Origin of the sequence: Flavobacterium sp. F52, from assembly GCF_000278705.1 — a bacterium.
GTDB classification, from domain to species: Bacteria; Bacteroidota; Bacteroidia; order Flavobacteriales; family Flavobacteriaceae; genus Flavobacterium; species Flavobacterium anhuiense.
Genome location: NZ_AKZQ01000018.1, coordinates 249,234 through 262,422, shown reverse-complemented (window position 1 = coordinate 262,422; position 13,189 = coordinate 249,234). Strand labels below are relative to the sequence as shown.

The following is a 13,189-nucleotide window of genomic DNA, read 5'->3' as shown; positions in this document are numbered from 1 at the left end:
TCGCACAAATAAATTACATTATTCATTTTAAAATAAAATAAACACGTAATTATCATCAATCGATGAGATAATCGTTATATACATCTGACCTTATCTACAAAGTGAACTAGAAACAAAAGATTTTAAAAATTTAAAAACTTCAGAGAAATAATTTTGTGTAATTACATTAAAAAGAAGCATAAAAAAAACTCTATAAATATTTATAGAGTTTTGAAAGAGTTTCGGAAAAGAATCAGCTATTTAAAGAAAGGGGAAAGCATCTTTTCTTTTACAATGCAACAGGCACCGATTACCCCCACACGATGTCCTAATGTTGATTTTTTTAATTTCATGTCACGATTTACCAAACCAAGCGAGTGTTTTTTAAGTGCAGACTGAATTGGCAAAAGGGCAAAATCTCCAAGCTGAGAGAAATCTCCTCCAATAACAAGCAGATCTGGATTGAATATATTAAGTAAAATTGATAAATAACGTCCCATTTTTTCACTTTGTCTAGTAACCAATTCTATACAAAGACTGTCTTCTAAATTTATTGCTCCAGAAATAATATCTAAATGCTGTAAATCTTCATTTTCATTCAATTCAATTTTAGAATGCTTTCCTTCTTTCAGAGCCTCTTTAAATTGCCTTACCAAAGACCAGCCTGAAATTTCTGTTTCTAAACACCCTAGTTTCCCACATTGGCAAATGATTTCATTTTCAAAAATGGTACTGTGTCCAAATTCGCCAGAATAGCCAGACTTTCCATAATAAAGCTTTCCATCAGTCATTATTCCAATAGCTACTCCCCAACTATAATTTAAGAAAATTATATTTTGTTCGTCATCAACAACACCTTCGCAATATTCACCGAAAGCCATTGCACGAGTATCATTTTCAAGATGTACAGGAAGCCCAAGTTGTTCAGAAATGATTTCGGTTAGAGGCCTGTTTTCACTAAAGAAATAATTATAACTAAAGCCTTCCATAGAATTAATACGCCCAGAAAAGTTAATACAAATCCCAACAATTAATTTTTTCTCTACAGAACTTTCTTCAATATAATTATTTATAAGTGAGCAGAATTCTAAGAGAGACTCCTGAGAATTTTTTAAAGCAAATGGAACACGCAGATCAAGACTTATAAATTCATTTTTTATATTCTGCAAACCAATAGACATATGAGTTCTTCCAACTTCCACTCCTAAGAAAAAAGCGCAAGTCGGGTTGATACTATATAAAGAGGGTCTTCTACCTCCACTATTGGTTATTTTTCCCATATCGACCACGTTTCCTTCCTGTAAAAGCTCATTGACCGCTTTAGTAACCGTAGGAACGCTGGATTGCAATTCAGAACTTATTTCTGCGATTGTAGCATTTCCCGCAGAAAGCAATCGTTTTACTATTGACTGTCTTAGCATATGCCACTTTTGTCCTGAAAGACTATTGTCTTTACTAATATCAAGTAAATCTTTTAAATTCATTTATCTTCGATTTTGGTAAATTCTTCTACAAACATAGTTCATTTTTAACTTAACCGCTTCTTTTTTTTATTGTAAAAATCAAAACGCAGGCTTTCAATCTTACTTCTTTAATTTCGAGTCCCTAAAGCACAAAAAAGCGTCTTTTCGTACCCACATAAGAAAAAACCTCTTAAAAATATGTACATTTTATTTTTAGTCAGCTATTTAAAAAAAATATAACTTAATTAATATTCAGTTATTAAATATTTTTAAAAATAAAAGCAAATATATTAATTTTTTATTATTTTAGCCAACAACTAACTGATTGTCAAATCTATTAAAATTAACCAACCATGAAAACCCAAAAACTATTTTTTATAGTTATTACAGCAATTCTTACTTATGCCTGTTCAAATGAGGATTCTACAGACAAAACCACCGAAAAATTCGTTATTCAGAACGAAGGAAGTAAAACGGCAAAAACGCAATTAGCTTTAAATTCATTAGTTTCTTCTGATTGGACTTCGGGGACATTATCCACTTCTATTGTTCCTCCTCAAGAGTTAAAACATTTAAGCGGTAATTTATCCGAGAAACCTATTTGGAAAAGCAACAATCCTGAAATTATAAGAGGAAATGGATGGCTTATGCAAAATGCAAGAGTTGATTCTAACAGAGGCGGTTCTTCAAACCCACTTTCTGGAACTTTTGGAATTTATTTGTTTCACATTAACCAGTCTGGTTCTACAAAATACCTTCACGTCTTAGTTTCGAATCCACAAACTACAGCACTCACAATTAGCGGAAAAGGATCTACTTACACAAATGCAGAAAAACCTTTAAACGGTAGCGCCACAGGACAGAGCTATTTTGTCTCTAAAGATTGGCTACAAGATACCCCGCGTACGACTTTTAGCAATGTCACTATCAACCCCTCTAAGGTTTATGAAGTGTACAGAGCAACATTATCCAACAATAACATGGTAGATGGGTCTTATGAAATAACCGCTTCGCAAGGCGTTTATGTTTATACTGTTGTAACCTCAACTGGAAATATAAATGATGCTGTAACAGCCACTCAAACTGCCGCCGCGGGCGATATTTATACCGAAGGCACAAACGCTTATGGCCGAGAAGCTGGAATCTACACGCAATCTGGCTGGTCAGGAACTACAGATATAGATTTGCCTTCAGGGCCATCATATATGGGATTGTGTCTAAATACGAGTTCGAAATTTGCGGTTGGCGGAGTTTATCTCCAAAATCAAAATGCTCCCTACTCCTATAAATTAAATGGCGCTTCGCAAAATACGTATGGAAATTATGGCCACAAATACACCTTGACTTTAAAGCTGAATAATCCAAATAGCACTGCAAAAAATGTATCGCTTACATTTGCTTCCAACTTTACATCTGGAACAAATTCACCTTCATTTACCTTCAACGGACCTCTTTATTTAAATGGAGCTTTAAAAAACATTTACACTACTCCAACACAACCAGCTCAGAATCTGGCAACTTGGAGCATTCCTGCAAATTCGTTTTTTAACGCTACCATTACATTTTATGTCCCAGGCCTAATTACGACTGGACAGCAATTGATTTTAAAACAAACGAATTAATTGTAATATTTTGCCAGATACTTAAAAATACATAAACACCATTACGGCAAAGATTTAAAAGAGTTTAAAGCCTTGAAGAAATCAAACAGTATACAGATAAAATAACAATCAATTTTAGGCCCATTTTTAATTTCAGGGTTTAAAATATTTTTATCGATTTTTTATTTTAATTAGTTTTTAAGGCTGTCTGCATGACAGCCTTTTTAGCTTCAAAATCATCTTAAAAAGCCTCCATTCAAATCTTTTCAGTAATGATTTAAATTTTCACAATACTTGAAAGAAAACTTTTCATTTGGCCACAAACTCCCACCCTTACATCCGCTAAAAATAAATTAAAAATCTGCAGCAATTAGAACAAGCAAGTTTTCGATACATGAGCAAATATTAACTATTGACTTATGATTTCTTTTCTAAAATGACTACCCCAATTAATCAATTCGTCTAACATTTTTCTCATAGACATTCCTAATGGAGTTAAAGAATATTCAACCGTTACTGGCATACTGTCATAGAGGGTACGCTTAATAATCTTATTCATTTCTAAAGCTTTTAATTCCTGTGATAGCATTTTTGGAGAAATATCGGATATGTCTCTCTGTATTTCGCCGAACCTTTTCTTCCCGCTTATCAATGAAATAATAATTGGCAACCTCCATTTTCCTTGGATAATTTCTAATGCATCCCTCGAAACCATTAACTTAAATTGGCAACCTTGCTCTTTTTGACTCATATCTAACTGATTTACAAACCACTTTCCTTTATGTAACTACTTACCAATAGGTAACAGCTATATTTTAGATAGCAAGTTTAATTAATTTTGTGCAATAAATAAAATTAAAAATGGAAAATTCAAAATCTTGGGTAATAGACCCTTTGCACTCTGAAGTGCTTTTCAAAATTAAGCATTTGGCTATTTCAACTGTAACCGGTTCTTTTAGAAAATTTGATGGAACTATCATTACTGAGAAATCCGATTTTAACAACGCTAAAGTATTCTTCTCAATTGATGTAAAAAGCATTGATACTAATCAATCACAACGGGATGAGCACTTACAAAATGATGATTTTTTCTCTTCTGACTTGTATCCCAAAATAAATTTTGAATCCACCTCATTTACAAATGTCAGTGGAAAGAATTATAAAATGAGCGGAAATTTAACAATGAAAGGCGTCACTAAAAATGTTGAATTAGATGTAGAATATGGCGGATCAGAATATAGTGCCCAGGGTCAATTAAAGCATGGTTTTGAAATTACTGGAATTATTGATCGAAAACAATTTGGAGTAGCATGGAATATCCCTATAAGATCAGGTATTTTGGGATTAGGAGAAGATATCAAACTAATAGCAAACATTCAGGTCTCTGAATTGGCTTAATCAGAAATTAATAAAAAACATTAAGACAAATTGACTAATAATCTTTTTGTCTTTTTTTTTATTGATAAACATAAAGCTTACTCGGGGCTTAAATTCAAAAAAAAAGGCCTATTACTTTAAATCACAGCTAAGATTTTAAAAATACCGCTAATATTTTTTTTGAAAGTAAAGATAGTTAGTGGTTACACCTACATCTCGCAATCGTATCTGCGAATTGTTAAATTCAAACAGCTTCCAATTTAAATTTAATTTAGAAAGCACTCCAGAATTAAAACTTATTTTTACTTCTCTCACACCGTTTTGAATTGAACTTTCCCACTGTCCGGTTTCTGAAACTCCTGCTTTGTTGGCAATTACAGATTTATCGGTTTGAAATATAAAGGTATAGCCACTATAATTTGAAGTATTAACAGCACCATCATAAAAATAAGGTATTTCCCAAGAGCCTTTTGTGATAGCTGCAACAAAATCTAATGTCACAAGATTATTTTCCGGACAGTAATCTATTGCATATTTTATTGCATTTTCGAACTCCGTATTGTTTGAAATCGATTTTATCTGGTTATTGTAATCTACAACTGTTATAGGATATTTTAAAGAAATGTACTGATTTTCATTTAAATTTTTAATGAAATTAAAAAAGGCCTGATCGCTTACTATAGATTGAGAACTCGCTGTTTGGTTAGTACTGTTATAGCTATTAATTGTTATCGGATAATTAATGTTTAGTCCGTTGATTTTAGACAGAAGATCTGGATAAAGATTCCAGTAATCAATCAAAGTGTCAAAATCTGCTTGATTTGGAATTAATTTTTCGATGTAATTATAATATACCATCGTTACAGGAAAATCTATTTTTACAATATCATCATCGTAATTGCTGGCGTTGATATTATCTAAAACTTTTTGATAATCGGCTGTTGTATTAACCGCAATCTGCTCATTGTTTACTGTGATGGTATACGGGAGTTTTATGGTGCAATAACTCGATCCGTCTATCATATTATCCTGTACGGTTTTAATCATGGCAACTCTTTGCAGATAAGTAGTAAGCGGAGAAACAGTACTAATTGTTCCCTGCGAATTATTGTTTTCTTCCTCCATTTCACTTTGACAGGAAAACAGTAAGAAGAAAAAAACTGCAATTGATAAATATTTTTTTAAAAGTAACATATTTATGTTTTTACAAAGGTAAATAAATTTTAAAAGAAACTATTTTAAATAACCTAACATCAAGCATTTCATAATTTTCTTCTATAATAAATTATCAAAAACCAATAATAATTTATTCTTCTATAGAACAATCCTCTTTACTTTTACCCTACTTAAATTAAAAACAAATACATTTACGTTGAAAAATTGAAACTCTAAATGCCAGATCAAAACCAATCCAATACATGTGATGAAATCATTTTTTCGTCTTTCTTCAAAAGTCATGCAAAAGCACTTCGAAATTTTCTTTTTTACAAATTTGGAAATGCAGCACAAGCAGAAGATATAACTCAGGAAGCATTTGTTAAGCTTTGGCAACATTGTGCTTCTGTCCCTCTAGAAAAAGCCAAATCCTATATATACACCATTGCCAATAACAGCAGTCTAAACCAAATTGCGCACCAAAAAGTGGTTTTAAAATTTGAAAAAAACTTTACTGGTTTGGACAAGACAAATGAAAGCCCGGAATATCTTCTCGAAGAAAAACAATTTCAGACAAAACTTTTAAAAGCAATCGAAAACTTAAACGAAAAACAGCGCATTGCTTTTTTGATGCACAGAATTGACGGAAAAAAATACAGCGAAATTGCCGAGGAGCTAAACATTAGCGTAAAGGCAGTTGAAAAACGCATTCATGTGGCTCTGTTAAGCTTGCGCAAAGAAATTGATTTGTAAAAGGTAGGGTAAATTTAGTTCCAATTGTTTTAATTAAATAATACGATAAAATGAAAAAAGATCGCTTATTAGCAAAATGGCTCAACGACGATTTGTCTCCAGATGAATTGGCAGCATTTGAGGCAAGTCCCGATTTTGAAAAATATCAAAAGATAAAAAAATATACCGCTCACCTCGAAGCAGGCGATTTGGATGAAAATACTATGTTGTCTAACATTTTAAGCCAGAAAAAAGCAACGCCAAAAGTAGTGCCTTTATATCAAAAATGGATACTTAAGGCTGCCGCCATACTTGTTCTCGCTCTCGGAATCACTTTTGCGATGAAAGCTTTTATGCCACAAACGGAAACTGCCGATTTTGGAAAAAAGACTGCTTTTTCATTACCCGACAATTCTGAAGTGGTTCTAAATTCAGGCTCCGAAATAAACTATAAAAAATGGAATTGGGATAACAACAGGCATTTGGAACTAAAAGGAGAAGCCTATTTTAAAGTTGCAAAAGGCAGAAAATTTGAAGTGCAGACCAATCTAGGAAAAGTAACCGTTCTGGGAACCCAATTTAACGTTAAAGCCAGAAAAAACAAGTTTGATGTTGTGTGCTACGAAGGCCGTGTAAAAGTAACTTATTCCAATGCTGAAATTTTATTGACTCACGGACAAAGTGTTCGTTTTGAAAATGGAAAAGAGATTAAAATGACAGTAAGTGCATTAAAGCCAGAGTGGATCGATAACCAGATATGTTTTTATAAAGAAAACATAAGAGCACTTTTAGATGAAGTTGAGAGACAATATAATATTAAAATTGACTTAAACGCCAAAGACACTGTTTCACTCTTTACAGGAAAATTACCAGCTAAAGATCTAAATACAGCTTTACAGATTATCAGTACAACGTGTCATTTGGAAGCAAAAAAAGTTTCGAACAACAAAATAATTTTTGACGAAAAATAAATGTTCCGCCCCAAGCAATTTCATTTTTTATTTTTTCTCTTCTTTCATATCCTGAATCTTTCTGCTCAGGATCAAGGAAAAGCTATGCCTTTCAAAAAAATAATAATTGCTATTGAAGAACAGCATGCTGTAAGTTTTAACTATACTGAAGATAATATTGAAGGTCTCGAATTCAATCCTCCTAAGAAATCACTTTCGTTAGAACAAAAACTGGAATATCTGAGAAAAAAAACCGATTTATCTTTTGAAAATATTGACAACAAATTCATCAATATCTATAAAAAAGATGCATCTTCAAAAATGATTTGCGGTTATGTTTTATCTGCAACTGATAAAAAACCTATTGAGAATGCTAACATTAGTTTAAATAACAAAAATCACTTTACAACCGATTCAGAAGGATATTTTGAGTGCCATAACGAAAGTAAAAATACATTTGTAATTAGCCACATCGGTTTTGCATCAAAGAGAATTACGGCAGGAAATACAGATGCTAAAGATTGCGTTAAAATTCTATTAGAGCCTGAAATTACCGAATTGCATGAAATAAAAACTAATGCCATTCTGGCTTCGGGCATTTCAAAAAATACTGATGGATCTTTTGAAATTAAACCTAAAAAATTCGGTATTCTTCCTGGCCTTATTGAACCAGATGCGCTACAGACCATGCAACAGATTCCGGGAGTGAACAGTCTTGATGAGAGTGTATCCAGTATCAATGTTAGAGGCGGGACACACGATCAGAATTTATTTCTATGGAATGGAATACGAATGTTTCAAACGGGACATTTTTTTGGTTTAATATCCGTTTTCAATCCAAATCTTGCACATACAATATCGATCTACAAAAACGGAAGTTCTGCCTTTTATGGGGAAAGCGTTTCAAGTGTAGTCGCGATTTCTTCTACTCCAGAAAAAGCAGAAAAAAATTCATTCAGTGCCGGAATCAATATGATTAATGCTGATGTTTACGCCAAGTATAATCTTTCTAAAAAAAGTTATATCGAGATTTCGGCGCGTAAATCGATTACCGATTTTGTGGAAACGCCTACCTATAAAGAATATTTCAACAAAGTATTTCAGAATACTACTATAACTGATTTTTCGCAAAGCCAAAATCTTAATTATAAAAGCGATAAAAAATTTGGTTTTTATGATGCTACGATAAAATATGTGCAAAAAATAGGAATTAAAGATCAAATAATACTTGATTTGATAACCATAAAAGATAATCTGGAAGTCACTAAAAGCGCCGCTTCATACACTATAAATAAATCACAAAACAATACTTTACGTCAGCAGAATTATGGCGCAAACTTGTCATGGAAAAGAAACTGGAATAACTTCAACACTAGCAAAATTAATGTTTACAATTCTTCGTATGAACTTTTAGCCAATCAAAACACGACTTATGAAAACCAAAGTGTAATTCAGGAAAATACGGTAAACAACAATGGAGTTAATGTAGAAAACAATCATATTTTAAATTCTAAATTTACTTTTAGCGACGGTTATCAATTTAATGAAATTGGAGTAACCAATTTAGAACAGGTAACGAATCCTGATTTCTATCGTAAAGTAAAAGACGTTTTAAGGACTCATGCTTTAATTTTTGAAGGAAAATATAACGATACCATCACCCGTCTATATTTTAAAGGCGGAATGCGCCTTAATTATATTGAAAAATTCAAGAAATATATTGCAGAACCTAGAATTCAATTGGGATACGGAATCAACAAAAGTCTAACTTTAGAACTGCTTGGCGAACTAAAAAGCCAAAACTCCCAGCAGATTATTGATCTGCAGAAAGATTATTTTGGCATCGAAAAAAGGCGATGGATTATCTCTAATAACAGCACAATTCCTATCCAAAGAAGCAGACAGTTATCATTAAACTTGTTTTATCAAAAAAACAATTGGCTTCTGGACATCGAAAACTTTTATAAAAAAGTGACAGGAATAACAACCTCAAGTCAGGGGTTTCAGAATCAACTGGAATTTGTGAGAACTACCGGCGATTATGAAATCTGGGGAACAGAAATGCTAATTCAGAAAAAAATAAATCACTTTCTTACGTGGTTAAGCTACACCTACAATGAAAACAATTATGATTTTCGCAATTATGAGTATCCTCGTTTTCCAAACAACTTTGAGCTGACTCATACTCTATCTTGGGCGGGAATTTACGAGAAAAACAATTTCAAGATTGCTTTAGGAACAAAATGGTCTTCTGGAAGACCCAAAACATCTCCAGATTTATCCCGAATTGATCTTTCTAATCCAGAATTGGTCTATAACAAACCCAATAACAGTAATCTGCACATGTTTTGGCAGGTTAATCTTTCCTCGACTTACAAATGGGAAACCGCAGACGGAATTCAATACAAAATAGGAATTTCAATCTTAAATATTCTCAATAGAAAAAATGAAATCAACGAATATTATAGAATAAATTCTTTAACCAATTCTGTAGAAGAAATCAATACTTTTTCATTGCAAAGAACTCCAAATCTGAGCTTTAGAGTCTCATTTTAACATCACCTCCCTTAAGAGTTCTTAAACTCTTATTACTTCTTTTTATTTTTTTTTCAAAAAATCACAATTCTTTGGTAGGGTAATCTGCACCAAGGCTGTTTCACTATAGAATCATCATTTGGTTTGAGACAGTTTTAAAACATTCAAATAGAAAAAAAAGCGGACTGATTTTTTACGCATCAAAAGCAAAACAAAACATGAAAAGAAAAAAAACAATAATTGTAACCGCCGTGCTGCTAGTAATGATTTCTGCCAGCATTTACTTTTATTATGGAGTCATCTTTAAAGAAGCCCGTAATATAGCATCAGAAGCTCCTGATTATAGTGTAACGGCCAAGAAACTTATTGAAGACTATAATGCAGATCCTAAAAAAGCAGATGCATTGTATCTCAACAAAACTATAGAGATAACAGGCAAAGCAACCAAAGAAACCGATTCTGTAATTGTACTTGAAAACACTGTTTTCTGCCTTTTCAAAGAAAAATTGAAAGACAAGATTATCCGCAGCAATATAACGATTAAGGGCAAATGCATTGGTTATGACGAACTATTTATGGAAGTTAAAATAGACCAATGTAGTATTAAATAAACCAACTCAATAATAATTAATTTATGAAGAAAATTCTAGTTCCGTTCTGCCTGTTTTTAGTAACATTGGCCTATTCTCAGGATGATTTACTAAAGAGCCTTGATTCTACTCAGATAGAAGACAGCTATTCTACAGCAACCTTTAAGGCTTTACAGCTCGTAACCTTACAGACCACAAAAATGCCAGCTAAAAAAGAGTTTTATTTTGTGGTTTCGCATCGTTTTGGGTCTGTAAAAGATGGTTTTGACAGTTTTTTTGGACTTGATAATGCTACCACAAAACTGGGAGGAATTTATGGTGTTACAGACTGGCTCTCGGTCAGCCTTTCGAGACATACTTTAAACAAAATGTATGAGATCGGATTGAAGTACCGCATGGCAAGACAAAATGATAATTTTCCTTTGGATATTGTTGGATATAGCGTTGCAGACATTAATACTTTTTTAGAAAAAGACCAATATCCAGGCTTAGAATTTAAACATCGCATGACGTACGTGCAACAGCTATTAATATCCAGAAAAGTCAGCGATAAATTCTCATTGGAATTAGTGCCATCCTTTATACACAAAAACCTTTACACTCCAGAAATCGAAAGAGACAATCAGTTTTCTTTTGGAGGCGGCGGGCGCTATAAAATCACGAAAAGATTATCTGTCAATTTAGAATACATGCACAATTTTGACAAACCTGACTTTTACAAAAATCCATTGTCTGTAGGTCTTGATATAGAAACAGGCGGACACGTATTTCAATTAATTTTTACCAATTCACAATCCATGAGTGAGAGCGGATACCTAACTAATGCCTCTGGTGACTGGGGCAAAGGAGATTTCTTTTTCGGCTTTAACTTATACAGAGTATTCTAATAATTAAAACAATAAATCATGAAAAAAACAATCGTACTTACAATTTTAATGGCTGTATTTGCAAGCTGTAGTGATTCTGATACAACTCAGGAGATCGAAACACCAACAACTCCAACGAACCCAACGGATCCCACAGGTACAGTTACGTACAATAAAGATGTAAAATCTATTATTGATGCCAATTGCATAAGTTGCCATTCCAGCGGAAGGTCAGCTAGTTTTAGACCTCTAACTACTTTTGCTCAAGTGAAAGCTGCAGTGGAAAGCGCTGGATTATTAGGCAGAATTCAACTTCAAAACGGCCAGCAAGGACTTATGCCTCAAGGCGGCAGAATGTCTCAGGCAAATATTGATATCATAGTAAAATGGAACACCGATGGTTTAAAAGAAAATTGATTGTTATGAAAAAATCATTCATAAATTTCTTTGCATTATTGCTCGTTATAGCCGCAAACACTGGTGGATTTGCACAAAAACTAATTACAAAAACAGGGAATATTAAATTTCAAGCTTCCATGCCATCTTATGAAGAAGTTGCTGCCGAAAGCAAATCAGTGTCAGCTGTTTTGGATCAGACAACAGGAGATTTTGCCAGTCTCGTTCTCATAAAAGGTTTTCGATTTAAAGTAGCGCTGATGGAAGAACACTTTAATGAAAATTATATGGAGTCTGAAAAATTTCCAAAAGCAACTTTCAAAGGTAAAATAGAAGATTTTGACAGTTCAAAAATTACAGCTTCTCCTAAAAATTTTACATTAAAAGGAGATCTTACCATTCACGGAAAGACAAAACCAGTCTCAGTGATTGTAAAAATCTCCAAAGCTCAAAATGGAGTTAAAACCATTGGCTCATTTGAAGTAAAACCTGAAGACTTTGCTATTGAAATACCGAGTCTTGTAAGAAAGAAAATTGCCGACAAAATCGAGATTGATTACAATTTTTTATTGATTAAATAATCTCCTTTAAGAATCAGCTCTATTCAGATTCGAATAAAACATGACGAATGTTCTGTAGGCCGGTGTGAACTTATAGCGCCGGTCTCTTTTTTTAAACCTTAAAATTAAATTAAAATGATCTGCAGAAATTACATTGTTACCGGAGAAGATGTAAATGATTATATGGTTATGGAAGATACCGCATACATTTCATATACCCTCCGATTGTTATATCATTTTTTGTTCAATAACGGATTTTCAAAAGAAAAACTCAACTATATGCATTTAGATTTACAAGAAGGAAATCATGAGTTAGTATGCCATAAAGATTTGATGTTTACCCAATCTTTTTTAGTTGAAATGAAATATTGCCATATACAAGACAATATCAATTTCAAAAGTTCCTTTTTTAACTCAAAGAATGAATGTTGTGCAGAAGTTATAAAAGAAGTAAAATGGTTTGATCCTATCAGCAAAGAAGTTATCAGAACTCCAAAAAATATTCTCAAGCAATTCCACTATAAAAATATTTCTGCTTAATTAAAAAATATTTGTCGTGTAATCAAACTTTGCATATCACGGCTTTAAATCTAAACGTTTCAAAATAAGCTCCCTTAAACGCGCCTCATGTTCATCTCCCCAATTTCCGATAGCCGAAATTACTGGAATTAGTGTTTTTCCAAAATCAGTGAGACTATATTCAACTTTGGGAGGCACAACAGGGAAAATAACTTTTGAAACCAATTCATGCTCCTCTAATTCTTTCAACTGAATATTTAAAACCCTGCGTGAAGCGTCTGGTATTTTGCGTTGCAATTCACTTGGCCTTTTATGGCCTTCATTGATAAACCAAAGCAAACGTATCTTCCATTTGCCATAAAGCACTTCCCCTATCAGGTCAAGTCCACAATTCAGGTTCGGGATTATTTTTCTTTCATACATATAACAAAAGTAAGCCTATGTACCGATTTATGCAATAGGGGAA

The 13,189-nt window shown here is 32.9% G+C and carries 14 protein-coding genes; 10 read left to right on the top strand and 4 right to left on the bottom strand.

The genetic code is table 11. The annotated features are described in order from the left end of the window. Window positions 1-236: 236 nt before the first annotated feature. Entirely contained in the window at window positions 237-1,463 is a 1,227-nt protein-coding gene (locus tag FF52_RS05490) for an ROK family protein (protein ID WP_008463657.1), read from the bottom strand. 332 nt (window positions 1,464-1,795) lie between these two features. Here FF52_RS05490 and FF52_RS05485 point away from each other — a divergent pair, with 332 nt between their 5' ends. Then, entirely contained in the window at window positions 1,796-3,064 is a 1,269-nt protein-coding gene (locus tag FF52_RS05485) for a DUF3370 family protein (RefSeq protein WP_008463656.1), read from the top strand. A 388-nt stretch (window positions 3,065-3,452) separates the two neighbouring features. Here the strand turns inward: FF52_RS05485 and FF52_RS05480 are convergent, their stop codons facing one another. After that, window positions 3,453-3,794: a winged helix-turn-helix transcriptional regulator gene (locus tag FF52_RS05480; protein ID WP_008463655.1), complete on the bottom strand. Its 342-nt coding sequence runs from the start codon at window positions 3,792-3,794 to the stop codon at window positions 3,453-3,455. 110 nt (window positions 3,795-3,904) lie between these two features. Between FF52_RS05480 and FF52_RS05475 the strand changes: the two genes are divergently transcribed. Further along, the gene (locus FF52_RS05475) at window positions 3,905-4,441 is read left to right on the top strand and encodes a YceI family protein (protein WP_008463652.1); all 537 of its coding nucleotides are present in this window, start codon (window positions 3,905-3,907) and stop codon (window positions 4,439-4,441) included. A 147-nt stretch (window positions 4,442-4,588) separates the two neighbouring features. Here the strand turns inward: FF52_RS05475 and FF52_RS05470 are convergent, their stop codons facing one another. Further along, window positions 4,589-5,614, bottom strand: coding sequence for a hypothetical protein (locus tag FF52_RS05470; RefSeq protein WP_008463651.1), 1,026 nt, complete (start codon window positions 5,612-5,614; stop codon window positions 4,589-4,591). Between the two features lie 198 nt (window positions 5,615-5,812). Here FF52_RS05470 and FF52_RS05465 point away from each other — a divergent pair, with 198 nt between their 5' ends. The 8 genes from FF52_RS05465 to FF52_RS05430 all read left to right on the top strand — a co-directional run bounded on the left by FF52_RS05465 (window position 5,813) and on the right by FF52_RS05430 (window position 12,744). After that, entirely contained in the window at window positions 5,813-6,328 is a 516-nt protein-coding gene (locus FF52_RS05465; protein ID WP_008463649.1) for an RNA polymerase sigma factor, read from the top strand. A 50-nt stretch (window positions 6,329-6,378) separates the two neighbouring features. After that, window positions 6,379-7,278: a FecR family protein gene (locus FF52_RS05460; RefSeq protein ID WP_008463648.1), complete on the top strand. Its 900-nt coding sequence runs from the start codon at window positions 6,379-6,381 to the stop codon at window positions 7,276-7,278. 84 nt (window positions 7,279-7,362) lie between these two features. Continuing rightward, window positions 7,363-9,813 carry a TonB-dependent receptor gene (locus tag FF52_RS05455; RefSeq protein WP_237718527.1) on the top strand — a complete coding sequence of 817 codons (2,451 nt, stop codon included), beginning with the start codon at window positions 7,363-7,365 and terminating at the stop codon, window positions 9,811-9,813. A gap of 197 nt (window positions 9,814-10,010) precedes the next feature. Further along, the gene (locus FF52_RS05450; RefSeq protein WP_008463646.1) at window positions 10,011-10,403 is read left to right on the top strand and encodes an OB-fold protein; all 393 of its coding nucleotides are present in this window, start codon (window positions 10,011-10,013) and stop codon (window positions 10,401-10,403) included. Window positions 10,404-10,426: 23 nt separating this feature from the next. Beyond that, window positions 10,427-11,269 (top strand): DUF5777 family beta-barrel protein, encoded by an 843-nt coding sequence (locus FF52_RS05445; protein WP_008463645.1) that lies wholly within the window; start codon window positions 10,427-10,429, stop codon window positions 11,267-11,269. A gap of 18 nt (window positions 11,270-11,287) precedes the next feature. Then, a complete protein-coding gene (locus FF52_RS05440) occupies window positions 11,288-11,665 on the top strand; it encodes a c-type cytochrome (protein WP_008463644.1) in 378 nt (125 codons plus the stop codon). A gap of 5 nt (window positions 11,666-11,670) precedes the next feature. Further along, window positions 11,671-12,225 (top strand): YceI family protein, encoded by a 555-nt coding sequence (locus FF52_RS05435; protein ID WP_035690872.1) that lies wholly within the window; start codon window positions 11,671-11,673, stop codon window positions 12,223-12,225. 114 nt (window positions 12,226-12,339) lie between these two features. Beyond that, window positions 12,340-12,744 carry a hypothetical protein gene (locus FF52_RS05430; RefSeq protein ID WP_008463641.1) on the top strand — a complete coding sequence of 135 codons (405 nt, stop codon included), beginning with the start codon at window positions 12,340-12,342 and terminating at the stop codon, window positions 12,742-12,744. Window positions 12,745-12,780: 36 nt separating this feature from the next. Here FF52_RS05430 and FF52_RS05425 read toward each other — a convergent pair whose 3' ends face one another. Next, window positions 12,781-13,146 carry a winged helix-turn-helix transcriptional regulator gene (locus FF52_RS05425; RefSeq protein WP_008463640.1) on the bottom strand — a complete coding sequence of 122 codons (366 nt, stop codon included), beginning with the start codon at window positions 13,144-13,146 and terminating at the stop codon, window positions 12,781-12,783. Window positions 13,147-13,189 lie beyond the last annotated feature (43 nt).